General features: G+C 67.2%; 25 protein-coding genes, 1 tRNA gene and 1 pseudogene. 10 read left to right on the top strand and 17 right to left on the bottom strand.

Going from position 1 to position 25773, the window contains the following annotated elements:
• From IT540_RS14755 to trxA, 6 genes and pseudogenes are all read right to left on the bottom strand, one after another.
• Window positions 1-1518: pseudogene (locus tag IT540_RS14755) on the bottom strand (bifunctional uridylyltransferase/uridylyl-removing protein); the annotation flags it as partial.
• A 68-nt stretch (window positions 1519-1586) separates the two neighbouring features.
• Entirely contained in the window at window positions 1587-4460 is a 2874-nt protein-coding gene (mutS, locus tag IT540_RS14750; RefSeq protein ID WP_291179418.1) for a DNA mismatch repair protein MutS, read from the bottom strand.
• Window positions 4461-4732: 272 nt separating this feature from the next.
• Window positions 4733-5743, bottom strand: coding sequence for a GNAT family N-acyltransferase (locus tag IT540_RS14745; RefSeq protein ID WP_291179415.1), 1011 nt, complete (start codon window positions 5741-5743; stop codon window positions 4733-4735).
• A gap of 178 nt (window positions 5744-5921) precedes the next feature.
• Window positions 5922-6164, bottom strand: a complete 243-nt coding sequence (locus IT540_RS14740; protein WP_291179412.1) for a Trm112 family protein — start codon at window positions 6162-6164, stop codon at window positions 5922-5924.
• Window positions 6165-6174: 10 nt separating this feature from the next.
• Window positions 6175-6852 (bottom strand): LON peptidase substrate-binding domain-containing protein, encoded by a 678-nt coding sequence (locus IT540_RS14735; protein ID WP_291179410.1) that lies wholly within the window; start codon window positions 6850-6852, stop codon window positions 6175-6177.
• A gap of 24 nt (window positions 6853-6876) precedes the next feature.
• Window positions 6877-7791: a thioredoxin gene (trxA, locus tag IT540_RS14730; RefSeq protein ID WP_291179407.1), complete on the bottom strand. Its 915-nt coding sequence runs from the start codon at window positions 7789-7791 to the stop codon at window positions 6877-6879.
• A gap of 284 nt (window positions 7792-8075) precedes the next feature.
• Between trxA and IT540_RS14725 the strand changes: the two genes are divergently transcribed.
• A tRNA-Gly gene (locus tag IT540_RS14725) sits at window positions 8076-8150 on the top strand.
• A 52-nt stretch (window positions 8151-8202) separates the two neighbouring features.
• Here the strand turns inward: IT540_RS14725 and IT540_RS14720 are convergent.
• Both IT540_RS14720 and IT540_RS14715 read right to left on the bottom strand, forming a co-directional pair.
• A complete protein-coding gene (locus IT540_RS14720; protein WP_291179404.1) occupies window positions 8203-9141 on the bottom strand; it encodes a ParA family protein in 939 nt (312 codons plus the stop codon).
• A gap of 215 nt (window positions 9142-9356) precedes the next feature.
• Window positions 9357-9929, bottom strand: coding sequence for a hypothetical protein (locus IT540_RS14715; RefSeq protein WP_291179401.1), 573 nt, complete (start codon window positions 9927-9929; stop codon window positions 9357-9359).
• A gap of 298 nt (window positions 9930-10227) precedes the next feature.
• On the opposite strand from IT540_RS14715, the gene IT540_RS14710 reads away from it, so the two are divergent.
• From IT540_RS14710 to IT540_RS14700, 3 genes are all read left to right on the top strand, one after another.
• Window positions 10228-10851, top strand: a complete 624-nt coding sequence (locus IT540_RS14710) for a LemA family protein (RefSeq protein ID WP_291179398.1) — start codon at window positions 10228-10230, stop codon at window positions 10849-10851.
• A gap of 398 nt (window positions 10852-11249) precedes the next feature.
• Window positions 11250-12023 (top strand): TPM domain-containing protein, encoded by a 774-nt coding sequence (locus IT540_RS14705; protein WP_291179395.1) that lies wholly within the window; start codon window positions 11250-11252, stop codon window positions 12021-12023.
• Window positions 12024-12049: 26 nt separating this feature from the next.
• Complete coding sequence (locus IT540_RS14700) at window positions 12050-12667, top strand: TPM domain-containing protein (RefSeq protein ID WP_291179392.1); 618 nt, start codon at window positions 12050-12052, stop codon at window positions 12665-12667.
• Between the two features lie 181 nt (window positions 12668-12848).
• Here the strand turns inward: IT540_RS14700 and IT540_RS14695 are convergent, their stop codons facing one another.
• Window positions 12849-13820, bottom strand: a complete 972-nt coding sequence (locus tag IT540_RS14695) for an NADPH:quinone oxidoreductase family protein (protein WP_291179389.1) — start codon at window positions 13818-13820, stop codon at window positions 12849-12851.
• Between the two features lie 71 nt (window positions 13821-13891).
• Between IT540_RS14695 and IT540_RS14690 the strand changes: the two genes are divergently transcribed.
• On the top strand, window positions 13892-14452 hold the full coding sequence (locus IT540_RS14690) for an RNA methyltransferase (RefSeq protein WP_291179386.1): 561 nt from the start codon (window positions 13892-13894) through the stop codon (window positions 14450-14452).
• A 63-nt stretch (window positions 14453-14515) separates the two neighbouring features.
• On the top strand, window positions 14516-15043 hold the full coding sequence (locus IT540_RS14685; protein ID WP_291179383.1) for an invasion associated locus B family protein: 528 nt from the start codon (window positions 14516-14518) through the stop codon (window positions 15041-15043).
• 259 nt (window positions 15044-15302) lie between these two features.
• Here IT540_RS14685 and IT540_RS14680 read toward each other — a convergent pair whose 3' ends face one another.
• From IT540_RS14680 to IT540_RS14670, 3 genes are all read right to left on the bottom strand, one after another.
• Entirely contained in the window at window positions 15303-15926 is a 624-nt protein-coding gene (locus IT540_RS14680) for a Smr/MutS family protein (RefSeq protein ID WP_291179380.1), read from the bottom strand.
• Complete coding sequence (locus tag IT540_RS14675) at window positions 15923-17020, bottom strand: MltA domain-containing protein (RefSeq protein ID WP_291179377.1); 1098 nt, start codon at window positions 17018-17020, stop codon at window positions 15923-15925. Before IT540_RS14675 ends, IT540_RS14680 begins: the two co-directional genes overlap by 4 nt.
• Before the next feature lie 61 nt (window positions 17021-17081).
• A complete protein-coding gene (locus IT540_RS14670; RefSeq protein ID WP_291179374.1) occupies window positions 17082-17825 on the bottom strand; it encodes a Tim44/TimA family putative adaptor protein in 744 nt (247 codons plus the stop codon).
• Between the two features lie 333 nt (window positions 17826-18158).
• Between IT540_RS14670 and secB the strand changes: the two genes are divergently transcribed.
• On the top strand, window positions 18159-18671 hold the full coding sequence (secB, locus tag IT540_RS14665) for a protein-export chaperone SecB (protein WP_291179373.1): 513 nt from the start codon (window positions 18159-18161) through the stop codon (window positions 18669-18671).
• A gap of 194 nt (window positions 18672-18865) precedes the next feature.
• Here secB and dnaQ read toward each other — a convergent pair whose 3' ends face one another.
• From dnaQ to IT540_RS14640, 5 genes are all read right to left on the bottom strand, one after another.
• The gene (gene dnaQ, locus IT540_RS14660; RefSeq protein WP_291179424.1) at window positions 18866-19582 is read right to left on the bottom strand and encodes a DNA polymerase III subunit epsilon; all 717 of its coding nucleotides are present in this window, start codon (window positions 19580-19582) and stop codon (window positions 18866-18868) included.
• A gap of 204 nt (window positions 19583-19786) precedes the next feature.
• Entirely contained in the window at window positions 19787-20401 is a 615-nt protein-coding gene (coaE, locus tag IT540_RS14655) for a dephospho-CoA kinase (RefSeq protein ID WP_291179372.1), read from the bottom strand.
• Complete coding sequence (locus tag IT540_RS14650) at window positions 20401-21249, bottom strand: shikimate dehydrogenase (protein ID WP_291179369.1); 849 nt, start codon at window positions 21247-21249, stop codon at window positions 20401-20403. Before IT540_RS14650 ends, coaE begins: the two co-directional genes overlap by 1 nt.
• A complete protein-coding gene (locus IT540_RS14645) occupies window positions 21246-21860 on the bottom strand; it encodes a Maf family protein (protein ID WP_291179366.1) in 615 nt (204 codons plus the stop codon). The genes IT540_RS14650 and IT540_RS14645 overlap by 4 nt, the downstream gene beginning before the upstream one ends.
• A 6-nt stretch (window positions 21861-21866) precedes the next feature.
• The gene (locus IT540_RS14640) at window positions 21867-22748 is read right to left on the bottom strand and encodes a pyruvate, water dikinase regulatory protein (RefSeq protein ID WP_291179363.1); all 882 of its coding nucleotides are present in this window, start codon (window positions 22746-22748) and stop codon (window positions 21867-21869) included.
• 412 nt (window positions 22749-23160) lie between these two features.
• On the opposite strand from IT540_RS14640, the gene hemE reads away from it, so the two are divergent.
• From hemE to IT540_RS14625, 3 genes are all read left to right on the top strand, one after another.
• A complete protein-coding gene (gene hemE, locus IT540_RS14635) occupies window positions 23161-24225 on the top strand; it encodes a uroporphyrinogen decarboxylase (RefSeq protein ID WP_291179360.1) in 1065 nt (354 codons plus the stop codon).
• Window positions 24226-24608: 383 nt separating this feature from the next.
• Entirely contained in the window at window positions 24609-25085 is a 477-nt protein-coding gene (gene hemJ, locus IT540_RS14630; protein WP_291179421.1) for a protoporphyrinogen oxidase HemJ, read from the top strand.
• Between the two features lie 218 nt (window positions 25086-25303).
• Window positions 25304-25773 (top strand): Rho termination factor N-terminal domain-containing protein (locus tag IT540_RS14625; RefSeq protein ID WP_291179357.1); only part of this gene is annotated, 470 nt, incomplete at its 3' end.

The raw sequence follows: 25773 nt of genomic DNA, 5'->3' as shown, positions 1-25773 counted from the left end.
GGTCAACTGGCCCACGGTACGGATCAGATGCTCGTCGACCGTGAAGTGGTGGTACATGTTGAACTGCATCATGGCCACGACGTGGCCGAACTCCGGGATGAAGCGGCCGAGCACGCCGCTCTCGTTCATGCGCCTCAGCGTCGCCTCCGGATTGACGCGACCGGTCAGCAACTGCAGGAAAATGCGGTTCGCCTCCGGATCCGCCCGCAGCTTATCGTCGATCAGCCGGTGCGAGTGACGGAGCTGGCGGATCGCGTTCGGATGCAGGAACGTGTTGGTGTTCTCGGCCTGGGCGAAGAAACGGATCAGGTTCACCGGGTCGCGCTTGAAGACATCGGGATCGGCGATGTTCATGCGGCCGTTGTCGATGCGGAAGTCGGTCTTCTCGCGGATCTGGCGGCGCGTCATCCAGGAGAGCGGATTGAGCATGCTCTCCAGAACCGGCGAGCTCTTCATCTGCTGGATCTCGAGCGCGGAGCACAGGATCGTCGTCAGGTCGCCCACGTCCTTGGCGATCAAGAAGTAGTGCTTCATGAAGCGCTCGACGGCGCGCAGGCCGTCCTTGTCGCGGTAGCCCAGCTTCTCGGCCAGTACGGGCTGGATCTCGAAGGAGAGCAGCTCCTCCGGCCGGCCCGTGTAGAAGTGCAGGAAGCACCGGACAGTCCACAGAAAGTTCTCGCACTTCCTGAAGGTGGCCGCTTCCTCGCGCGTGAAGATGCCCTTGGCGACGGTCTCCGGCCCAACCTCGTGGCCGAGCAGATATTTCGACAGCCAGTGCAGCGTGTGCAGATCGCGCAGGCCGCCCTTGCCGTCCTTGATGTTGGGCTCGACGCGGTAGCGGCTCTCGCCGGCGCGGCGGTGGCGCTCGCTGCGCTCGGCCATCTTGGCGTCGATGAAGGCACGCTCGGAGCCGCGGATCACCTCGTTGCGGAAGCGCCGCTCGAGCTCGGAATAGAGCTCCGCATCGCCGTGGATGAGCCACATGTCGAGCAGCGAGGTGCGGATCGTCGTATCGGCCTGCGCGAGCTTCAGGCACTGGTCGACGGTGCGTGTGGCGTGGCCGACTTTGAAGCCCAGATCCCACAGCAGGTAGAGCATGTACTCGGCGACGCTCTCGCCCCACGGCGTCTGCTTGTAGGGGAGCAGGAACAGGAGGTCGATGTCGGAGCCGGGGGCCAGCATCTCGCGGCCGTAGCCACCTGTCGCGACCACGGCCATGCGCTCGGCATCCGACGGATTGGTGGCGCGATAGACGTGGGCGACGGTGTAGTCGTAGAGCAGGCGCACCAGCTCGTCCTGGAAGCGGGCCAGACCCTTGGCGCAGCGCCTCCCGTTGCCGTCCGCCTCGAGCTGAAGCCGTGCCGTGCCGCGGGCTGCCTTGACGAGCAGCTTCAGACGATCGACGACCGCGGGGCGCGCCTCGACCGCGCTGCCGTAGGAATTGAACAATGCGGTGAGCGTCTCGCGCAGCTCTTTCGGATCGAAGTAGGGCGCCGGCGGAAACTGAGATCTGTCCATCGAACTGTCTTGGGCCATTCGCTCTCTTAGAGCATCGACTTCGGGCCGTAAACGCCACGCATCCGCGCTCAACTGCCGGAGCCGTCCGTGCGAAGTTTTTTCAGAGCATACAGGGCGTCGAGCGCCGCCTTGGGCGATAGCTCGTCGGGGTTAATGGCGTCCAGCGCCACCTCGACCGGTCCCGGACCGCTCGCGGCGGGCATGCTGGTCGGCCGGGCGGCGGCAAAGAGCGGCAGATCCTCGAGCGGGCCGTTGCCTTGTCCGCGGCGCCGGTCGGCCTTCTCGAGCAGGGCCAGCACCTCGCGCGCCCGCGCCACCACCGGCGGCGGCAGGCCAGCGAGCTTGGCCACCTGGATGCCGTAGGAGCGGTCGGCGGCGCCGGCCTTGACGCGGTGCAGGAAGACGATGTCGTCGGCCCACTCCTTGACGTCCATGGTCACGTTGGCAACCTGCGGCAGGCGCCCGGCGAGCGCGGTCAGCTCGTGGTAGTGGGTGGCGAAGAGCACGCGCGCCTTGGCCTCCTCGTGCAGGTACTCGACCGCGGCCCAGGCGATGGAGAGGCCGTCGAAGGTCGCCGTACCGCGTCCGATCTCGTCGAGGATGACGAGCGAACGGGACGTGGCCTGGTTCAGGATGGCGGCCGTCTCCACCATCTCGACCATGAAGGTCGAGCGGCCCCGCGCGAGATCGTCGGCGGCGCCGACGCGGCTGAACAGACGGTCGACAACGCCGATGTGCGCCTGCGCCGCCGGCACGAACGAGCCCATCTGGGCGAGGATGGCGATCAGCGCGTTCTGGCGCAGGAAGGTGGACTTGCCGGCCATGTTGGGGCCGGTGACGAGCCAGATGCGCGCGTCCGGCATCTCGTCGAAACCCGGCGGGCGCTCGGGACCGGCGCGACCCAGCACGCAGTCGTTGGCCACGAAGGGGCCGCCTCTCGCACGCTGCAAGGCCTGCTCGACGACCGGATGGCGGCCGCCGCGGATCTCGAACGCGAGGCCGTCGTCCACGACGGGGCGCACGAAACGCTCGTGGTGGGCGAGATGGGCGAGCGCGGCGGTGTGGTCCAGCTCGGCCAACGCGGCGGCGATGTCGGAGAGCGTGCGCTCGTCGCGTGCGACGGCCGCCGCCAGCTCGCTGAAGATCTCCTGCTCTATGGCGAGGGCGCGGTCGGCGGCGGAGGCGATGCGGCCCTCGATCTCCGAGAGCTCCGCAGTCGTGAAACGCATGGCGTTGGCCATGGACTGGCGATGGCGGAAGGTGTCGGCCAGCGGTGCCTCTGTGAGCGGCTTGGCGTTGGTCTGCGTCACCTCGATGAAGTAGCCGAGGATGTTGTTGTGGCGCACCTTGAGCGTCTTGATGCCGGTCAGCGCCACGTAGCGCGCCTCGAGCTCCGCCATCACGCGGCGGCTGTCGTCGCGCAGCGCGATCGCCTCGTCGAGCGCCACGCGGAAGCCGCGGCGCACGAAGCCGCCGTCTCGTTTCAGATGCGGGGGATCGTCGACGAGCGCCGCGGAGAGCAGCGCAAGAAGCTCGGCGCCTTGCCCGTCGATGCGCGCAAACAGGCGTGCGATCTCGTCGGGCAGACCGACGCCCTTCGTCTTTTCGCGCAATAGACGCGCGGCCTCGGCCGCCGCTGCAAGACCCAGCGCGATGCCTTGCAGATCGCGGGGTCCGCCGCGGCCGAAGGCGAGGCGGGAGACGGCGCGGGCGAGGTCCGGCGCCCCCTTCAGAGTCTCGCGAAGCACGTCGCGCAGCGCCTCGTCGTCGACGAGGAATGCCACTGCGTCGAGGCGCGCCTCTATGGCGCGCGGATCGGTGAGCGGCGTTGCAAGCCGCGCCGCCAGCTCGCGGGCGCCGGCGCCGGTCACCGTGCGGTCGATGGCGTCGAGCAGGCTGCCCACCTTCTCGCCCGACGTCGCGCGCACGAGCTCGAGGCTGGCGCGGCTCGCGGCATCGATGACGAGCGTGGTCTCGGTGCCGAGGCGGCGCGGGGCGCGCACGACGGGCTTCTTGCCGATCTGCGTCAGGTCCACGTAGCGCAGGAGCGCGCCGACGGCGGCCAGCTCGGCGCGCGTGAAGGCGCCGAACGCTCCGAGGTCGGCGACGCCCAGACGCGCCTTGAGGTCGCGCTCGCCGGCGAGGCTGTCGAAGGAGGCAACCGGCACGGGCGTCGCGGCGGCGCCGGCACGCGCGATCCACGCCTTGAGCTCGGCCTCGGCGATCAAGCCGTCCGCGACGATGACCTCGCTTGGCGCGAGCCGCACAAGCTCGCCGGGCAGGTCCTTGCCGCGCGTCTCACCGACCTCGAATTCGCCGGTCGAGATGTCGAGGGAGGCGAGTGCAACGACGGCCTCGGAGCCGAGAAGCGGTCCATCGGGGCCGCCGGGCGCGCGGAAGAGGGCGGTCAGGTAGTTGCGGCTCCGAGCGTCGAGCAGCGTCTCCTCGGTCAGCGTGCCGGGGGTGACGAGGCGCACCACGTCGCGGCGCACGACGGCCTTCGAGCCGCGCTTCCGCGCTTCGGCGGGGTCCTCCAACTGCTCGCAGACGGCGACGCGGTAGCCGAGCCTGATCAGGCGCTGCAGGTACTCGTCGGCGCGGTGGATGGGCACGCCGCACATGGGAATGTCCTGGCCCAGATGCTTGCCGCGCTTGGTGAGCACGATGCCGAGCGCCTGGGAGGCCGCGACGGCGTCGTCGAAGAACAGCTCGTAGAAGTCGCCCATCCGGTACCAGAGCAGGCTGTCCGGGTTGGCAGTCTTGATCTCGAGGAACTGCGCCATGGAGGGCGTCGCCTCGCCGACGGCCGCCGGCGGAGGCGCGGCGGGGGCCGGAGCTGGCGCGGGCTCCTCGTGGGCGGGCGACTTGGCGCGCGCGGCCTTCACGTCGGCCGCTTCCGGCTCTATCGCCTCTTCCTTTCGATGCCGCCTTGGCCCCGCCATGCGCTGTCCGCTCCCACCGTTCCCGGCCCACGGATAGCCGGTTGGCGACAGGATTGGAAACCCTCCGGCCAGCCCATCGGGGAAAAAGGCGGGAGTGCGTGTTCCTTGCAGTGCGTTTCACCGAGCCGAGGGAGGCCGATTCCTATGATCGGCCCAGTTCCTGACTGGCTTGCGTAGGTGCCGGCCTTCCCAACGTCATCCCGATGAAGGTCGGGATCCACGCAAGCTTCCGCACATGCGACGGGGAGACGTAGGGCGGCTGCCGCGACGTCCTAAACCTCGACGGCGATGCGGCTTTTGAGCTCGTCGGGGGCACCGAAGTAGCCGAAGTAGCGCGGGTCGATGTTCTCCACCGGCAGCACGATCAATACGTCGATGGTGCCGAACTGGTGGTCGATGACCGCGCCGTCGCCGACAAAGGCGCCGAGCCGCAGATAGCCCTTGATCAGCGGCGGCAGGGCCTTGAGGGCCGCTTTGGTGTCGACCTTGTCGCGCGGCACGCGGTCCATTTGCACGTAGAGGCGGTCGTGCGCGCGGCAACGCCACTCGGGCGGGGCGAGCGCGTGATGATGGAGGAAGCTCAACGCCATGGCGTGCACCTCGGGGTCGGTGCCCTCGAAGCTGGCGCAGCCGATCATGACGTCCACCTTGTGCTCGCGCACGTAGGTCCAGAGGCCGTGCCACAGGAGCTCCACCGAGCGCTTGGTGCGGTAGGGGCGAAGGACGCACGAGCGGCCGAGCTCCAGGAAGCGGTAGCGCGGCGACTTGGCGGCGATCAGGGGCGCGATGTCGTACTCGCTCGCCGTATAGAAGCCCAGGCTCCGCTGAGCCACCTCTTGGCGCAGCAGGCGGTAGGTGCCGACCACGTGCGGCCGGCGCGTGCGGGCCCAGGCGTCGGGACGCATGCCGGCCTCCGCGCTGTGGTCCTCAACCAGTAGATGGTCGCAGATGGCGTCGTAAGGGTCCTGATCGAGGCGGCGCATGCCGGCGATCACGCTCGGCGTCGCGCTCATCTCCTCGTAGAACACCTCGTAGCGAAGACGCTGGGCGCGGAGAATGTCCTTGCGGCCGTGGGCAAGGCGCACCTCGAGATCGCCGATGCGGCCGTAGATCTTCGGCACCGGCTTGCGCACGAACGGCAGCCCCTTGGAGCGCGCCTTCTCGTTTAAGGCCCTGAGCGCCAGGAGCCCGCGCGGGGCGGCGTTCAGAAGGGGGTTTTCCTGCCATCGCCCAGCGATGCGCTTCGTCAGGCCGCGCATTCTGGCTTGCCGCGCGATGCTCATGGGAATCCGTCCGGGAAAAGAAACCGACGGGACGTCGGCGAATGGCAATCAAACATTATTCGGAGACAATTTTACGACGATCGACAAGCGTGATTTGCTTTTCCATTTGAAGGGATTTCGTATTCCGGCTCTGTGCCATGCGCGATCCACCACGCCTCGAATCGACTCTCGTCCTTCCTCACCTCGTGCCGGAGGACGGAGGCGGCTCGTCCAGGGAGCGTGCAGCCTCGACCGTCATCAGCGGCACCCCGTTCCTGATCGGAAAGGCCAGACTGGCCTTGACGCTGATCAGCTCCCGCGCCACCCGATCGTAGGTCAGCGGACCTTTGGTGACCGGGCAGACGAGCAGCTCGAGCAGCCTCGGATCGGGTTCCTCGGTCACGGCGTCGCCGGGGGTGCCGTCGGTTTTCGCTTGGGTCATGGGCGTCGCCTCACTGCAATGTGCCGCCGGAGCCGCCACGCGTGGCGCTCTCCATCTCCGCCAGCGCTACCAGCACCTCGGCCCGCGTCTTGAGGTCTTTCGCCTCGAGCAGAGCCTGCTTCTCCTCCGGCCCGTACGGGCTCATCACGCAGAGCGCGTTGACGAGGAACTCGCTCGGGGCGCGGTCGATCACCGACCAGTCGGTCTTGAGATTGTGCTCGTCGAGGTACATGCGCAGTGCGCCGATCAGCCGGGGGCGGTCGACCAGCTCCTCGCCGAGGCCGCGCGTCAGGTCGCCGGCAAAGCGGTCGTAGCTGACGGTCGCCGTGCGGTAGGCGCGCCCGCTCTCCGCCTCGCCCACGATCTCGAAGCGCGAGATGCCGGTGACGGCAATGGCAAGGCGCCCGTCGTCGAGTTCCTGATAGCTCGTCACGCGTCCGGCGCCGCCGATGCGCCGCAGCGGCACGGACTTGCCGGGCGGGCTCTCGTCGTCGTCGGAGCCCGCGGGCTGCACAAGGCCCAGCATGCGCGCGCCGCTCATGACATCCTCGACCATCTCGAGGTAGCGCGGCTCGAAGATGTTGAGCGGCAGCGTGGATCCCGGCAGCAGGATGGCGCCTCGAAGCGGGAACAAGGGCAGGCGCGAGGGAAGGTCGGCGGGGTGCCGGTATTGATCGGCATAGGCCACGTCAGGCTCCTACCTCTTGGCTGATCAGCTAAACAGGATCGACGACAGGCGGCGGCGGCCTTCGATGGTGCGCTCGTCCTTCGGACCCCAGGCGTCGAAGAGCTGGACGAGCTGCTTCCGCGCCGCCTGCTCGTTCCAGTTCCGGTCGCTACGCACCAGGTCCAAGAGGTGCTCCAGCGCCTCGCTCTTCTTGCCGCGCGCGGCGAGCGCTACGGCAAGGTCGAACCGGGTCTGGTGATCGGCAGGATTGGCGGCGAGGCGCTGCTCGAGCTCGACGCTGTTGTCGGACTTGCCCGCGAGCTTGGCGAGGTCGAGCGCGGCGCGGGCGCTCTGCACGGGTGCGCTCGACTGCTTGTCCGGCGGCACGAGCGCGAGCGTCTGCTCGGCGCGCGCGGTGTCGCCGCTGATCAAGTAGCAGCGCGCGAGGCCGGCCAGGGCCTGGGCGTTCTGCTGGTCCTCCTGCAGCACGGCGGCGAAGGCTTCCGCGGCACCCTGCAGGTCGCCCTCGTCGAGGGCTGCTTCCGCGGCCTCGAGGACGCCGGCGAGATCTGCCTCCGCGTCCTCACCCAAGAGCCGGTCGATGAAGGCGCGCACGGCGCTCTCCGGCTGGGCGCCCATGAAGCCGTCAAGCGGACGGCCGTCGCGGAAGGCGTAAACCGTCGGCAGCGACTGTATGCGGAGCTGGCCGGCGATGGCCGGGTGGGCGTCGGTGTCGATCTTGACCAGACGCACCTTGCCGCCGTAGCTCGTCACGACCTTTTCGAGGATGGGCGTCAACTGCTTGCAGGGTCCGCACCAGGCGGCCCAGAAATCGACCAGGACGAGCGCCTGCCGGGAGGCATCGATGACGTCCTTGGCGAAGCTCGCCGAGGTTCCGTCCTTGATGATGCCCTGCGCGGCCGGCGAAGCCCCACCGGGCTTCAATCCTCCCAAATCCATTCCGTCACTCCTCGAGATGCTGCGTAATCGGCCGCGAATCTTCGCAGCCGCATGCCACGCTGGCAATATGGTCGGCCTCACAGGAATATGCGAGCCCCTGGTTGGGGTTCCCTGGTGCGATCAGGCCCCTTCCTCCTGAGACAAGGGTTGGGGCTGCCGGTCCATGGGCCGGAATTCCGGGCGGGACGCACCCGCGTCCGGAAGAGGCTTGCAAAGCCGCGGCGGTTGGGCAATAAGACCGGGCGCGCGATCACTGGTCGCGCGATTTACCCCCATTTCCGGACGCGGGCGTAGCTCAGGGGTAGAGCATCACGTTGCCAACGTGAGGGTCGTGAGTTCGAATCTCATCGCCCGCTCCAATTCTTCCCGATCTTTCGAAAGACATCGCGCACGCGCAGCCGCTTGCGCGCGTCAGGTCGCGGGTTGCGCCGCAGCTGCAGGCGCGACGGCGATCGGCTCGTCGGGCGTGCTGGTCGCCTGCGGAAGCGGGGGCGGTGCGGCCGGCACGGAGGTCGCCGCCGACGCGAGCCCCATGCGGCTCAGCAGCTCCTCGCAGAGCCCGCGCACGGCCTTGCCCGTGTCACCGGGATACTTGGCGAAGTACGAGCGGTCCGGCGTGTGGAAGCGCGCGGCCTCCTGCAGCACGATGGCGCGCGGGATCACCTGGTCGAAGCAGCGGTTCTCCGGGTTGCTCAACAGCCAGGCGTGATAGTCCTCCTCGGTCGGCGAGCCGACGTCCTTCATGTTGATCAGAACGCCGATGTTCTCGGCAAAGCCCATCTCGGGGTTCAAAGCCTTGAAGCGGCGGAACACCTCGAGCCCGCACACGGAGATGTAGTCGGCCTTGGTCGGCGAAATGTGGAAATCGGCCTCGCGCAACCAGCTCTCGGTCAGCACGGAAAGCCCCGGCGGGCAATCGATGAGGATGATATCGAACACGCGGCGCGCCTCATTGAGCAGGCCTGCGATCACCGCGCGCAGACGGCTGTGCTGGCTGCTCTTCGACACCTCGCGCTCGAACAGCGTGAGCTGCATGTCGCTCGGGATCAGGAAGACGCTCTGCGCCTCGTCCACGTCCGACACGTTGCGGACGACGAAGCGCAGCCAGTCCACCGCCGCATCCTGCAGCACGCGCGCGACGAGGAAGTCGACCATCGTCAGCCCGTTCTGCTGCAGGCGATGCAGGTTCGGGATCGTCATCAGCATGCTGGAGACCGAGGCCTGCGAGTCGCTGTCGATGACGAGAACGTTCTTGCCGTGATAGGCCGACAGCGTTTCGGCCAAAGCGAGCACAAGGGTCGACTTGCCCACGCCGCCCTTGGTGTTCATCACAGCAATGGTATTGCGCATAACGATCAGAGGCCTCCCCTGCCTCAGTTGCCGCATTGGCCCGTCCCCACACCCGATGTGCGTCCAGATTGTGGCGGTCTCGCGAAGCGTGCGCGAAATATCGCAATCGGATCATCACCGGCGAATACGGTGATACCAAAATGCCGGTGGCTGCCGTCATGGGGCGTGGTGGCGCGGGCTCCCCGGCGCGCCATTTCCTTCCCCGCGGATGGCGATCAATACCTGGCAGGCACCCAGGCCGTGCCGCCGCGGCGGACGAGCACCGTTGCCCGCTCGCGCCGGATGACCGGCGGGTAATCGTAGACGATGCGCTCCGCGGGACGCACGGCGACGGCGCGATTCTGGATCGCGTAGACCGGCGGCGTGACGAGACGCACGCGCCGGCCGGGTCGCACCACGACCTCGCGCGGCACGACCTTGACCTCCGCCGGTACGGGAACCTTGCAGCGGCGCTCGCCGTAAGGGCCGTAGGTCGTGGCCCAGCGATAGCCGGCGCGTCGCACCACGACCTCCTGCAGCACGGTGCGCGTCACGGGCGGCGTCCTCACGTAATCGACACGGGCCGGCTGCACGATCACGCGCTCGGGACGCACCACGACGACGGGCCGCGTCTCGACCACCTCGCGGTATCCCGGCCGCACGACCACTGGGCGATCAATGGTGCGGTAGACGTTCGGCAGGCGAACTTTGTCATAGCATTCGCTGCCGTAGCGGCAGGCCATGGCGGGCGTTGCCGCCGCGGCAAGGGACAAGAGGGCGGCGAGGGCCGCACCCGGACGCGAGACCATGGGAGGGATGCTCCAAGGAAGGACGCTCGACTCTATCGCGTACGCGATGCACAGGCTGTGGAAGCACTTGTGTTGGTTAAACACAAGGCATTGAAACGACGCGCCTTTTACCGACCTTGTATCGAAAGTCGAAAGGGTGCGCTCTGCGCAGTCGATTTCCTGCCGGGGCGCCCTCTGCTACATCCATGGCGTGGACACGCGCATTTCGTCTTGCCGCGCTTCTCCTCGGAAAGCCGCTTCCCAATGCGGATCACGTGCGGGACAGGTTCTCCCGAAAGCATTCCAACGAGGTTCCCTCATGACCCGAGCCCCCGCTCTCCCAACGCTCCGTCCGTTCGCCCTCGTCGCCGCCGCGCTGGCGGCACTCGTGCTCGGCGGTTGCGGCGTCAACAACATCCCGACCTACGAGCAGAGCGCCAAGGCGGCCTGGGCGGAGGTGCAGAACCAGTACAAGCGGCGCTCGGACCTGATCCCGAACCTGGTCGAGAGCGTGAAGGGCTTCGCCGAGCAGGAGCGCAAGGTGCTGACCGACGTCACGGAGGCGCGCGCCAAGGCGGTCAGCGTGCAGGTGCCGGCGGACATCCTGACCAATCCCGAGGCCATGAAGCAGTTCCAGGACGCGCAGAACACGCTCGGTGGCGCGCTGCGCCAGTTGCTCGCCGTCGTCGAGCGCTATCCGGACATCAAGTCCGGGCAGAACTTCCTCGCCCTGCAAAGCCAGATCGAGGGCACGGAGAACCGCATCGCCATCGCGCGGCGCGACTACATTCAGGCCGTGCGACAGTACAATACGGAGATCGTGACCTTCCCCGGCCGGCTCTGGAAGATGGCGCTCTACCCCACGGCGCAGGAAATGGCGACGTTCGATATCCCGGCCGAGGAGCAGGCCGTGCCCAAGGTCGATTTCGGCACGAGCAAGTGAGCCGCCTGCTGTCCTGACGCAACCCTCCCCTTGACGGGGAGGGTCGCCTTCTCCTTCGGCATGACGCGCGCGGTGGGGTGATGACACACAACCAACGTGAGTTTTCTGGCTTCCCCCCACCCCCGGCCCCTCCCCGCGAGGAGGAGGGGAATTTCTTGGCCTATCGCGATGGCATGGTGCGGCTGGCGGTGGCAATTTTGGCGGTCCTCCGGCTTGTAGCGGGCCAACACAGGGCTGACTTTCGACGTGTCTGGACTCCGGCCTTCGCCGGAGTGACGGATTGTTTGTGGAATCAGGATTGCCCAACCCCAACGTCATCCCGGCGCAGGCCGGGATCCAGACACGCCGGAGCAGGGCTCCACGGTGGTGCAATTCCGATCGCGATTGCGCTGGCCGCGATGTGGCTCGCGTGCGGGTCCTGTCTCGCGGCTCCGAATTTTCCGCAGCTCACGGGCCGCATCGTCGACAATGCCAGCCTGCTTTCGCCGGAGGATAGGGCTGCCATCGAGGCCGAGCTTTCAGCGCTCGAGGCGAAATCGACCGACCAACTCGTCGTCGTCACGCTGCCGTCGCTCGACGGCTACGCGATCGACGACTACGGCTATCAGCTCGGCCGCCACTGGGGCATCGGCCAGGCGGGCAAGGACAACGGCGTGCTGCTCATCGTGGCGCCGAACGAGCGCAAGGTCAGGATCGAGGTCGGGCGCGGGCTCGAGCCCGTGGTCACCGACCTCATGAGCCGCATCATCATCGAGAACGCCATCCTGCCCGAGTTCCGCCGCGGCAACTTCTCGGCCGGCATCCGAGCCGGCGTGCGCGACATCAAGGATACGCTGCTCGGCGACGCGGAAGCCGTGAAAGAGCGCGCGCGCGGGCTCGATCGCGGTGACGGGCCGGACTGGATCGGCCTACTCATGATCGCGTTCTGGATCGCCGTGGTCGTCTACATCCTCTACGCCCAGATGCGTTACGCCGCGCAGGCGCCGCAACCGCTCGGGCGCGACGAGCGACGGCGGGCGCGGCGCGGCCGCGCCCGTGACGACGGGTTCGTGGTCTTTCCCGGCGGCGCGCACGACACCTGGGGTGGCGGCGGATGGTCGGGCGGAGGCGGAGGCGGATGGTCCGGCGGTGGTGGCGGCTTCGGCGGCGGCGGCAGCTCGGGTAGCTGGTAAGGCACAGACTGAGAGAGATGACAGCTATGTTCTCGGAACGCGACGAGCAGCAGATCACCGAGGCCATCACGGAGGCGGAGAAGGCGACCTCGGGCGAGATCGTGGCCGTGGTCGCGGCCGAGAGCAGCACCTATCTCTACGCGCCGTTCCTGTGGGCGTCCGTGATCGCGCTGCTCGTGCCGTGGCCGCTCATCCTCTGGACGTGGTGGCCGGCGGCCTGGATCTACCTGGCGCAGGTGGCGGCGTTCGCCCTCACGCTTGCGGCCACGCTGCCACGCCCGATCCGCTATTGGCTGGTGCCGCGGCGCATCAAGCACGCGCGCGCACATCGGCGCGCCGTGGAGCAGTTCGTCGTCCAGAACCTGCACACCACGTCGGGACGCACGGGCGTGCTGATCTTCATCTCCGTCGCCGAGCGCTACGCCGAGATCGTCGCTGATGCGGCCATCGAGGCGCGCGTGCCGAAGGGCACCTGGCAGGAGATCGTGAGCCGGCTCACGGCCGCGTTCGGCGAGGGACGGCATACGGAGGGTTTCGTCGCCGCCATCGCGGCGGTCGGCGGCCATCTGGCAAAGCATTTCCCGCCGGGGTCATGCGACGCCAACGAGCTCCCCGACCACCTCATCGTGCTGGACGAGGTGTGAGGTCCTGCCGACGTCGAGACTGTGGAGACTGGCGTGGGTGCCGACCTTCGTCGGGATGACGTCGAGGTTGTGGCAACCGGCCAGACAGCAAAATGACGTCATGCCGGCGAAGGCCGGCACCCACGCAAGCTTTAACGAACTCGACGGTCATAGGCTCGCGAGAGGCATCCGAGCCGGATCACTAGAGGGTCAGCACGACCTTGCCGGTGGCTTGGCGGCGGTCGAGGACGCCGATTGCCTCGCGAATCTCGGTCAGTGGATACGTCGCATGAATGCGCGGGGCGAGCTTGCCGGCGGCGATCCAGCCCAGCACGTCGATCATGTTGGCGCGGTGGCGCTCGGGTGCGCGGCGCACCGCCTCGCCCCAGAACACGCCGATGGCGTCCGCACCTTTCAGCAAGAGCAGGTTGAGCGGAAGCTTGGGGATCTCGCCCGCGGCAAAGCCGATCACCAGGAAGCGGCCTCCCCACGCCAGCGCGCGCACGGCGGGCTCGGCGTACTTGCCGCCGACGCAGTCGTAGACGACGTCCACGCCGTGGCCGCCGGTGAGGTCTCTCAGCGCCTGCTTGAGGTCGGCCGTGTCGTAGTCCACCACCTCGTCGGCGCCGAGCGCCTTCAGGACGTCGAGCTTGTCGCCGGACGCGGCCGCGATGACGCGTGCGCCCAAGAGTTTCGCGATCTCGACCGCCGCCTGGCCGGCGCCGCCCGAGGCGCCGAGCACGGCAACCCATTCGCCGGGCTCAACGCGGCCGCGGTCCTTGAGGCCGTGGATGGCGGTGCCGAAGGTGACGCTGACGGCCGAGGCCACGGCGTCGGACACGCCGGGCGGGATCGGGATCAGGCTCTCGGCGGCCACGGCGACCTTCTCCCGCGCGCCGCCGTAGCCCACCGCGGCTGCGACGCGGTCGCCGACGGCGACGCCCGTCACGCCGGGGCCGAGGCTCTCGACGACGCCCGCGATCTCGCCTGAGGGCGAAAAGGGGAGCGCGGGCTTGGTCTGGTACTTGCCGCGCGTGATCAGGGTGTCGAAGAAATTGAGGGCGGCCGCGCGCACGCGCACCACGACCTCGCCCGCCACCGCCACCGGGTCGGCAATCTCCTCGATGACCAGGGCCTCGGGGCCGTCGAGGCTCTTGCAAAGGGCCGCCTTCATGTGTGACCTCCCGGGGGCGAAAATCCTGCCGCCTCTCCTAGCCGGGGAGCGGCCTCGATGCGAGCCCCTTCATGACCACCACATCCGCCTGGCCCCCGAAATCGCGCGGCTACTTCGCCATCGGCGCCGAGCGCTCGTCCAAGGCCCTCAACCTCGGCAACCTGATGCGCTCTGCGCATGCCTTCGGTGCCAGCTTCACGTTCACCATCGGTGCCCAGTACCAGGCGCTGGAGGCGCGCGCCGACACCTCCAAGGGGCATTGGCACCTGCCACACTACAACTGGGAGACGCCAGGCGAGATGGTGCTGCCCAAGGGCTGCAAGCTGGTCGGCATCGAGCTTCTCGACGAGGCCATCGCGTTGCCCAGCTTCCGCCATCCTCTGCAGGTGGCCTATGTGCTCGGGCCGGAGCGCGGCTCGCTGTCGGAGGCGCTGCTCCGGCGCTGCGACTACATCGTCAAGATCCCGACCAGCTTTTGCGTCAACGTGGCCATGGCCGGCGCGATCGTCATGTACGACCGCGTCAAGAGTCTCGCTCCGTTCGCGGAACGGCCGATCTCGGAAGGGGGGCCTTCCGAGGGATCCGGGCCGGTGCGGGCGGACAAACACCGTAAGGGCCGGACGGACGGGTGACAGGGTGGCGCGCCACCCCGTATAAGAGCCAGATTCGCCAGAACAGGGGCTGACGAACACCGCATGAGACCGCTTGCTCCCACACTCCCGCTTTCGCTCGTTTCCGTGGCGCTGCTTTGGACCGCGCCGCTTGCCGCGCAGACTCCCGAGGAGACCGGGCTCAGAACCGGGGCATTCGGCGACTGGATCGTGCACCAGAACGCCCAGAACGATCCCAAGATCTGCTTCGCCGCCTCGCAGCCCAAGACCAAGGAGCCGGCGGGTGCCAACCGCTCCAAGATCGTGCTCTACGTCTCGGCTTGGCCGAAGGACGGCGTGAAGTCCGAGGTGTCGGTCAAGCTCGGCTATCGCATCAAGCCGGACAGCCCGGTCGACGTCACGGTCGGCGACGACGCGTTCCAGCTCTTCGCCGACGAGGATCGCGCCTACGTGGCCGACACCACCGAGGAGCTGAAGCTGGTCGAGGCGATGAAGAAGGGCACGACCATGGTCATCAAGGCGACCTCCACGCGCGGCACGCTGACGACGGATACCTACTCGCTCAACGGACTCGGCAAGGCGCTGGATGCGGTTGCGTCGGCGTGCCCATGAGCGCTTCTAGCGTCCTTTTCTGTCACCGCCGCCTGCCTCAACGTCATCCCGGCGCAGGCCGGGATCCACGAGACGCAGACGCCAAGCATGCTCATTCGAGATCGAAGAGCCGCATCCCTTCAAAGCGACGTCATGGCCGGGCTTGACCCGGCCATCCAGGGCGTGCTGGTCGACCGATGAGAAAGCGGCCCCTGGATGGCCGCCTCAAGGGCGGCCATGACGTGGGGGAACATTCAACCAAGAGCTAATGTGCTCCAGCTTACCGCGCGCGGTCGGGCTTGCGGAGCTGGATGTAGAGCGCGCCCTCGCCGCCGTGGGGGATGGCCGCGGTCGTGAAGCTCACGACAATGGCGCGCAGCTCTGGCTCGGAAAGCCACATAGGAACGTTCTTGCGCAGGACGCCGCGCTCCGAGATGCCGAAGCCGTCGTCGTCGCGCGCCCGCGGACCGCCTTTGCCGGTGATGACAAGAACCCAGCGCAGGCCGCGCGCGAAGCATGACAGCAGGAAACGCCGCAGCGCGCCATGCGCCTCGTGCTGGCGAAGCCCGTGCAGGTCGATGCGCGCCTCGATCTCGATCTGGCCCTGGCGGAGACGGCGCGCGGCCTTGCGGTCGAAGGTGCTCAGGTCGGGTGTCTTCGGGCGCGGCGCCGGCGGGGAAGGCGGCTTGGCGTGGGATTTCGCGGTGGCCGGTGCGGTCTCGGGTTTCTTGCCGGACTTGGCCTTGGGCGCGAAAGGCGGTGCCTCATCCGCCTCCGCGGCGCTCGGGTGATGGCGCGACTTCTTTCCGCGCAGCGGCTTCAGCGTGGAGGCCGCGTGCTCCCAGAGCGCCTCGTCCTCCTTCGTGAGGTGCCGGCGGCGCGGTGGGGCGGGCGGCTTGCTCATGACACGGCCGGTCTACGCGGGAGCAGCACGAAGAAGCGGCCCGGGTGCTTGGTTCCGCCCGCGAGGCGGCCCGCCTCGTCGCCCGATCCGAAGTAGAGGTCGCCGCGCTCGGGGCCGCGGATGGCGGAGCCCACGTCCTGCGCGATCATCAGCCGCGCGAAGCCTTGCGCGTCATCCCACGGCGTGAGCGTCGGCGCGCTGACATAGATCGGCGTGCCGATGGCATGAAAGCCGGTGTCGACGGCGAGGCTGCGTCCTTCCGAGAGCGGGATCTCGAGCGCGCCCAACGGGCCGTCGTCCTCGTTCCCAAGCTCACGGAAGAAGACGAAGGAGCGGTTCTCCTGCATCACCTTGCGGCCGCGCGTGGCATCGGCGGCAAGCCAAGTCTTGAGCGCGGCGAGCGTCATGGCCTCCGGCGCGAAATGGCCGGCATCGATCAGGACGCGCCCGATGGACGTGTAGGGGTGGCCATTTTTGCCGTCGTAGGTGATGCGGATCGTTTTTCCGTCCGGCAGGCGGATGCGACCCGAGCCCTGCACGTGCATGAAGAAGGCATCGACCGGATCAGCAAGCCAGATCAACTCGAGGCCCTGGCCGGCGAGTGCGCCGTCCTCGATCTCGGCACGCGTGGCGTAAGGCGCGATGCCATCCGCCGTCTTGCGCGCGTGTGTCAACCCGTCGGCAAGCGCGCCGCGCTCCTCCTCGCGCACGAGGTTCACGAGGTCGGGCGGCCGGCGGTAGACCGGGATGCGGAACGGGCCCTCCTCGACGCGCGAGCCCGCGAGCACGGGCTCGTAGTAGCCCGTGAGCAGGCCCTCGGCACCGTTGTGGGTGACGCGATGGGGGACGAAGTGCGCCTCGAAATAGGCTTTGGCGGCGGCCGCGTCGGGGATGCTTTCGGCGAGTGCGCGATGGGCCGCCGCGATCAATGCCGCATCGGCGGTTCGCGTCTGTCCGGACGGCGCAAGTGTAGCGCGCGTCAAGACGCGCGCGGAGCGGAGGAAGGCTCGGAACGCCGCCAGGTGATCGTCCGAATCCCAGCCCAGCAGCGCCGAGAACGGCACGGGCTCGAACGTCACGTCCAGCTTCGCCAACTCAGATGTGCGGGCTCCAAGCGGCATGGCGGCGCGACGTCAGCGGGTTCGATCCGGCAGATCAGTTCGGCGCCTGGGTGCCGACCAGCTTCCAGTTGAGATTGCGCCGTGCCTCCTTGGTGGAGATGTCGCGCGAGAAGGTCCAGATGTCGGTCACGTCCTTGATGCGGGTGTCGTCGCCGTCGATGATGTTGCCCGCCTTGTCGCGCGTGGCGCTGATCAACTGGCTGACGAAGCGCACCGTGATGCTGGCAATGCCCTTCTGGCTGACCTCGGCCTCCAGCATGTCGGCCTTGTTGATGCCGACGAAGCTCTGGTCGATGACGTGGCCGCGCTGCTCGCGCTCGGCGATGGCGCGGCTGAAGCTGTCCAGCACGTCGGCGGAGAGCAGATCGCGCAGCAAGCGGCGGTTGCCTTCGGCAAAGGCGGTGACGATCATCTCATAGGCTTGGCGTGCGCCGCGCAGGAAGTTCTCGGGATCGAACTTGGAGTCGAGCTTGAGGATCGCGGTCAATCCGTTCGCGAGCGCCGTGTCGGAACCCGCGAACGACTTGATGCGAGCCTCGACCTCGGCCACCGAAACGGTGGAGTCCGCGCCTTCCGCCTCGCGCTCGCGCCGCGGTAGGGTTACCACCTTGTCCGACTGGGCCGCCGCCGTCTTCTGAAGCTGGGCCTCGCGCCGGCGCTGCTCGACGCGCGCCTCGTCGTCGTTGGTGCGGCGGCCGAGCACGCTCCTCAGCTTCACGATCGCGACAATGGCAACGATGAGGGAAAGGAGCGTCAGAAGATTGATTTCGCCATTCATTCTCGGCAGCTTCCCGGCAAGGCCCGCGCAAACGGGGCGTTTGCTCTGATGTAAGATCGCTCGTGAGATCCGTCCAGGCGTCCACCTCACCTGCGGCACGGGCTGCCGCATGTCGGGCGCGCCGATCATGACCCTCAACTTAGGCCACAAAGAGGGAGAAGCCAATAATCTTGCGGCCCTAGGCCCACAGCCTGCAACATCCGGGATATTGGCCGATTGCAGGGCCCCGCCGCCCGTGATAGCCAGCACGCCATTCGTTATTCCCCTGCGCCAGCCGGACTTTGCGACCTTCGGCCAAGGCGTGGCCTCGACCGAGAAGTGAAAGCCCCAACGATGACAGACAAGACAAAGGCAACAGACCCCAAGGGCACGGCCGACGGAGATCAGACCGCGCAGGCGCCGATCGAGGCGCGCATCGTGGGACAGTTCATCAAGGACCTGTCGTTCGAGAACCCGAACATCACAAAGCTGCTCTCGAGCCAGGGGGAGGCGCCGAACATCAAGCTTGAGATCAACGTCGGCGCCAAGCGCATACAGCCCGACCTCTACGAGAGCGCTATCGACTTCAAGGCCGTCGCCTCCAACACCGAGGGCACGATCTACGACCTGGAGCTCGTCTATGCGGGGCTGTTCCAGCTCAAGAACATTCCCGATCAGGCGCTGGAGCCGTTCCTGCTCATCAACTGTCCGACGCTGATTTTCCCGTTCCTGCGCCGCCTGGTGGCCGACATCACGCGCGAGGGCGGCTTCCCGCCCCTGATGCTCGACCCCATCGACTTCGGGCAGCTCTTTCTCCGGCGCAAGCAGGAGCTTGCCGGCGCGGCAACGTCCAGCAAGCCGAACTGAGACGGTACGATTGCGGAGACTTGCGTGGGTCCCGACCTTCGTCGGGATGACGTTGAGTGTGGACGCGCCGGCTGCCAGTAAATGTCCGTCATGCCGGCGTCATGGCGGAGCCATGCTTCGCATGGACGGCCGGCACCCACGCAAGCTTCCCGGAGCACGCCGACAGTTGCTTGTCGTCGCTATCGGCAGATGACCTAGGCGGCTTCGTCGGGGGCGAAGTAGCGCTTCCAGAGGGCCTTGGGGCCGAGCGTCTCGACGAAGGCGCGGTGGGCGGCGATCAGCTCCTCCGTCAGGCGCACGGGGAGCGGCACGGGCCGCGGGCCGCGCAGAGCTGCAGCGCCGCCCCGTGCACTGCGTCCGGCGTTCGCCCGGTCGTTGCCCAGTACGAGGCTCGCCTGGCGCTCGCCCAACAGCTCGACATAAACCTCGGCCAGAAGCAGCGAGTCCATCAGCGCGCCGTGTTTGATGCGCTTCGAATTGTCGATGCCATAGCGCTTGCAGAGCGCATCCAGGCTGTTCGGGCCGGCCGGGTGCTTGCGCCGCGCGAGCTGCAGCGTGTCGACGACGCGGCTCATGGAGATGGGTGGTCCCTGGCCCAGCCGCTCCAGCTCGGCGTTGAGGAAGCCGACGTCGAACACCGCGTTGTGAATAACCAGCATGTCGCCGGCGATGAAGTCGAGGAACTCCTCGGCCACCTCGGTGAACAGCGGCTTGTCGAGCAGGAACTCGGTCGAGAGGCCGTGCACGGCCTCGGCCTCGGCGGGAACCGTGCGCTCGGGGTTGATGAAGCGATGGAACTCGCGGCCCGTCGGGATGCGGTTGACGAGCTCGATGCAGCCGATCTCGATCAGCCTGTCGCCCTTCCTCGGATCGAGGCCGGTGGTCTCGGTGTCGAGCACGATCTCGCGCAGCATCAGGCAGCCTTTTCGTTGTCGGGAGAGCGGGAACACAGACTTGAGATATGTCTGGACTCCGGCCTTCGCCGAAGTGACGGAGAGTGTGTGGTACGCGCCTACCTAATCGTGACGTCATCCCGGCGTCATGGCGGAGCCATGCTTCGCATGGACGGCCGGGATCCAGATACGCATGGAAGTCTGGCGCGTCGGAAACCTGCGCTAGCGCCAGTGACGCTCATAGGCTTGGGCCGGGATAGACTTCAGCGACGCAACAATAGCATCGACTTCAGCCTCGGTGTCGGCCAGGGGGGCTCCGGTATCCACAACGAAGTCGGCGCGGCGGCGCTTTTCCTCGTCCGACAGTTGCCGCGCGAGCAGGGCCTCGAGGCGCTCATCCGTCATGCCCGGCCGCTCGAGTACGCGCGCGCGCTGGTGATGGGCCGGCGCCGAGACGACGACCACCACGTCCACATGCAGGTCGCGGCCGACCTCAAGCAGCAGCGGGATCTCGAGCACCGCGATCCAATCGCCGCGGTCGTGTGCCTCGTCGAGGAAGCGCCGCTCGGCGTCGGCGACAAGCGGATGCACGATCTCCTCCAGCGCGCGGAAGCGGCTCGTATCGCGCGCAAGCACGGCGGCGAGTTTGGCGCGGTCCACCTGTCCGTCCGCCGTCGTGCCCGGAAAGGCGGCCTCGATTTGCGGCACGGCCTCGCCCGCATATAGGCGGTGCACCTCGGCGTCAGCATCGAAGACGGCGATGCCGCGCCGGCGCAGCATGCCCGCGACGGTGGACTTGCCCATGCCGATGGATCCTGTGAGGCCGACGATCAGCATCAGGCAGCCTCGATGTCGGCGGCGATCAGATCGTAGAGCTCGGCCGTAACCTCGGGGCGGACGCCGAACCACTTCTCGAAGCCGGGCACGGCCTGGTGCAGCAGCATGCCGAGACCATCGACCGTGCGCAGGCCGTGGCGGCGCGCGTCGCGGATCAGTCCCGTCTCGAGCGGCACGTAGACGATGTCGGAGACGATGCAGTCGGGGTGGAAATCGGTGAAGTCCATCTCCAGCGATCCGGCACCCTTGAGCCCGACCGAGGTCGTGTTGACGAGCACGGCCGCCTCCGTCGAGGCGCGCGAGCGCTGTTCCCACGGCAAAGCCTTCACGCGCGGACCGAAATCGCGGGCCAGCGCCTCGGCACGTTCAGCGGAGCGGTTGAACACGCGGATTTCGGTCACGCCAGCCTCGAGAAACCCATAGACGATGGCGCGCGCCGCACCGCCTGCGCCCAGGATCGAGACCGGCGCGGTGCGGCGGCTCCAGTCCTCTGCCCGGGTCGCGAGATACGTCATATAGCCATAGGTATCGGTGTTGGCGGCGCAGAGGCGGCCGGCCTCGTCGAGCCAGAGCGTGTTCGCCGCCCCGACGGCTTCGGCCGACGCCTCGCGTACGGCGGCCAACCGAAACGCTGCCTCCTTGTGCGGGACCGTGACGTTGCAGCCGGCCAAGCCCTCGGCCGCGAGCGACGAGAGAAACGATTCGATCTCTTCCGGCGGCACGGCGCGCTTGTCGTAGCTGCCGTCGATGGCATAGCGCTTCAGCCAATAGCCGTGGATCGCGGGCGAGCGCGAGTGCTCGATCGGCCAGCCGATGACGCATGCTTTCTTTAAGGGGGCGCGTTTCATGTCAGGAGCACCTCGCGGCGGCGCAGCTCCGCGAGCAGTGGCAAAAGCGGAAGCCCAAGGATCGTCGTGTGGTCGCCGTCGATGTGCTCGAAAAGCTGCACGGCCGGACCTTCGATCCGGTAGGCGCCGACGGAGGTCATGACTGCGTCGCCGGCGCGGGCGAGATACCAATCGAGCGCGGCCTCGCTGAACGCGCGCAGCGTGAGGCGGGCCGTTTCCGTGGTTCGCCACGAGATAACGCTGCCGGTGGCCAGTGCGACCGCCGAATGGAGTGCATGGGTTCGTCCCCGCAGCGCAAGCAGTTGGTCGCGCGCCTCCTCGACCGATCCCGGCTTCTCGAATAGCCGGCCCTCGCACGAGAGTACCTGGTCGGCGCCGATGATGAGTGCATCCGGTTTTTCGGCGCTCACGGCCTTGGCTTTCTCCGCGGCCAGCGTCAGCGCGACCGATTCATGTGAAACGGAGGCATCGGCTGCGAACAGACGGTCGCGAATCGCCGCCTCGTCCACGTCGGCGGGGCGCACCTCGATGGCGACGCCGGCGGCTTCCAGCATCGTACGCCGCGTCGCGCTGCTCGAGGCCAGCACCAGCGATGGCGGGTTCAAGGCCATGGCGTGCTATTTGTCCTGACTTTGCGTGGCGGCGATGTCCTCCGTACTCTGCGCGAGCTCGCCGGCCTCCCGATCGTGCATGAGGCTGATGATCGTCGCCGCGGTCTCCTCGACAGAGCGGCGCGTGACGTCGATCACCGGCCAGCCGTGCTTGGCGCAAAGCTTCCTTGTATAGGCGATCTCGGCCGCGATGCGGCTGCGGTCCACGTAGTCGTCGAGGTCGCGGTCGGCGAGCAGCAGCGCGCGGTTGCGGCGCACCTCCGCGATACGGTCCGGGCTCGCGATCAGGCAGGCGACGAACGCCGAGTGCTGGCTCGCGATCTCCTGCTCCGGAAACGGCAGCGACGGCACGATCGGCACGTTCGTGGTCTTGTAGCCGCGCTGTGCCAGATAGATGCTGGTCGGCGTCTTCGACGTGCGCGAGATGCCGAGCAGGATGATATCTGCTTCGTTCAGGTCCTGCGGCAGGCGGCCGTCATCGTGGGCCATGGTGAAGTTCAGCGCGTCGATGCGGCGGAAGTAGTCGGCGTCGAGCACGTGCTGGCCGGCGACCGTCGGCGTCTGCGGCGTACCGAGGTAGGACTCGAACACCTGCATGATCGGCTGCAGTACCGCGAGGCACGGCACCTTCAGCTCCTTGCAGCGCAGCTCGAGCGCGGCAATCAGATCCAGGTTCACCACCGTGTACAGCACGATCCCCGGTGCCTGCTCGATCTCCTGCAGCACCCGCTTCAACTGGCGCGCGTTGCGCACGAGCGGATGCACGTGCTCGATGGGCCGGATCTGTGCGTACTGCACCGCCGCCGCCTTGGCGATCGTGGTCAGCGTCTCGCCCGTTGAGTCCGACACGAGATGCAGGTGGAAGTAGCTCGGCTGGCTGTTGGCCATCTGTGGATCAGGAGCCTTCTTATTCAGGGGCTACGAGCCCGGACCGGCTGGCGGTGGGAAAGGTGTGCCGGTTGTCCACCGGGATACCCCGATTATGGCCGATGTGAACCATTTTTCTCATGGGATGAGCGTCCCTGTTGATTGGCGCATCCTCGACAGCCTCCTGCCCGCAATCAACATGCTATCCACAGGAGGGCGCGCAGCAAGGTTAGTGACCAAGTGGTTGACTCGCATGGGGTCGGGCGGGCCTAGTGGCGCGTCCTCGGCCGGCACGCAAGAGCTAGCGTATGGGCGAATTCACGAGTCGACAGACCGGGGAGAGCCGCGGGAGTGGGCGCTATACCCGCAACCCACGCCCCTAAAAGCAATAACAACAACTCTAGAAGACTCTTATTTTTTGATTGAAGGGAAGATGATGGGCGAGCAGGGAGCGCGCAAAGCAGTGGGGGAGCGGAGGTTCCTCGCACCCTTCCGAGGAGAGGTGCTCGATGTGCCGCCGATCTGGCTCATGCGTCAGGCTGGGCGCTACCTGCCGGAGTATCGTGCCACGCGTGCCGAGGCCGGGGATTTTCTGAAGCTCTGCTACACGCCGAAGCTTGCGGCCGAGGTGACGCTGCAGCCGATCCGCCGCTATGGTTTCGATGCGGCGATCCTCTTCTCGGATATCCTCGTGGTGCCGGATGCGCTCGGGCAGTCGGTGCGGTTCGCGGAAGGCGAGGGGCCGCGGCTCGAGCCAATCCGGTCGGTCGACGAGCTCGCCAGGCTCAGCCTCGCTGGCACGGAGGCGAAGTTCGCGCTCGTCGCCGAGACCGTGGCGCGGCTCAGGCAGGACCTGCCGCAGGAGACGGCGCTGATCGGTTTTTGCGGCGCGCCGTGGACGGTCGCGACCTACATGGTGCAGGGACAGGGCTCGGTCGACCAGGCCGAGGCGCGACTTTGGGCCTATCGCGATCCCAAGGGCTTCCAGGCGCTGATCGATGTCCTGGTTGCGGCGTCGATCGACTACCTCGACCGGCAGGTGCAGGCCGGCGCCGACTGCCTGATGATTTTCGATACCTGGGCCGGCTCGCTGCCGGACGACGAGTTCGACCGCTGGGTGGTGGCGCCGACGCGGGCGATCCGTGAGACGCTGAGGGAGCGGCACCCCGACGTTCCCGTGATCGGATTTCCGCGTGGGGCCGGCGCGACGGCCGTCTGGTACGTGTCTGAGACGGGTGTCGACGGCATCGGATGTGATACGGCGACGCCGCCGTTCGTGATGAGCGAGGCGTTCGAGGAGGAGGACGTTGTCGTGCAGGGGAACCTCGATCCCCTGCTGCTGGTCGCTGGCGGCGCGCGGCTCGACGAGCGTGTGGACGAGATCCTGGATCTCATGGATGGCAAGAGATTCATCTTCAACCTTGGGCATGGAATCGTGCCACAAACACCGCCGGAGAACGTAGCGCAACTCGTCGCCCGCGTCCGTGGCAGAGGTTGAAATCGTTATGAACCAGGGACTTGCCTTGAGCGGTGCGAGCTTGGCTCTTTCTCGTTTGGACGCGAGATTTCGGTTGCGCAACGCGCGGCCAATGGTTGCGAATGGGCTGGTTGCAGATCAGCCGGTGCACAAGCGGACGCTTGCGTGGGTCCCAGCCTTCGCCGGGATGACGTTGAGGGGAGGCAACGGGCTCCCACCCCACGGACGTCATCCCGAAGTAGGCCGGGATCTACGCAAGTTTCCACAATCGCTACGTCGGCAGGATCCCCGTACGACAGTCCAACGCCAAGCCGGGTCCCTTCGGGAACGGGGAGCGGTATGGATCCCGGAACGTGGCTGAGCCCCGGACAGAGGCGTCGCCCGGCAAGCGGGCGGGGGTGGCGCTGGCGGCGACGGGGGCCCTGTGTCTTGCTGTCGCGGCGCTGGCTGGAGATGCGGCTTATCCCTGGCTCAAGGCCGGGCATGTGATCGCCGTCATCTCGTGGATGGCAGGCATGCTCTACCTGCCGCGGCTTTTTATCTACCACTGCGGGGCGGCGCCGGGGTCGGAGACGAGCGAGACGTTCAAGGTCATGGAGCAGCGTCTGCTGCGGGTCATCATCAACCCGGCCATGGTCGTGACCTGGGCGCTCGGCCTCTGGCTTGCCTGGCGCGGCGGGCATTTCTCCGCCGGGTGGCTGCATGCCAAGCTGGCTCTGGTTCTCGCCCTTTCGGGCGTTCATGGTTTCTTCTCGGCGGCCGTGCGCCGCTTCGCCGAGGACCGCAACACGCTGACCGCGCGCCAGTGGCGAATCTGGAACGAGGTCCCCACCGTGCTCATGATCGGCATCGTTCTGCTCGTGGTCGTGAAACCCTTTTAAGGGTTTCACGTTTGCGTCGAGACGCTTCCGCTGATCCCAAACGTTTGCTATATAAGGAGAGATCGAATCGACCCCTGGTCTCTCCGGCCAGGGATTTGGCCGGGCGCATCGCCCACGAGCCAAGCGGCTTTCAGCCACCCAACCTCTACATTCCCCACCCCAAGGCCCGGCACCCCCCTCTCCCACCTTGTCCGCCGTGGCCGCCATGGAGCGGTTTCATGACCGAAATGAAGCTCGAGGACCTCAAGCTCAAGTCCCCCACCGAGCTCCTAAGCTTTGCCGAGGAAAACGGCGTCGAGAACGCCAGCACCATGCGCAAGCAGGAGCTGATGTTCGCGACGCTGAAGCAGCTCGCGGCCAAAGAGATCGAAATCACCGGCGTCGGCGTCGTCGAGGTGCTGCAGGACGGCTTCGGCTTCCTGCGCTCGCCGGACGCCAACTACCTGCCGGGGCCTGACGATATCTATATCTCGCCGTCGCAGATCCGCCGTTTCGCACTACGTACGGGCGATACCGTCGAGGGCCAGATCCGGAGCCCCAAGGAGGGCGAGCGCTACTTTGCGTTGCTCAAGGTCAACCGGATCAACTTCGAGGATCCCGAGGCGACCAAGCACAAGATCCACTTCGACAACCTGACGCCGCTCTATCCGACCAAGCGGTTCAAGATGGAGATCGACAATCCGACGGG

The organism is Hyphomicrobium sp. (assembly GCF_020852195.1).
Classification (GTDB): domain Bacteria; phylum Pseudomonadota; class Alphaproteobacteria; order Rhizobiales; family Hyphomicrobiaceae; genus Hyphomicrobium_C.
This window is presented reverse-complemented; position numbering and strand designations above follow the sequence as displayed.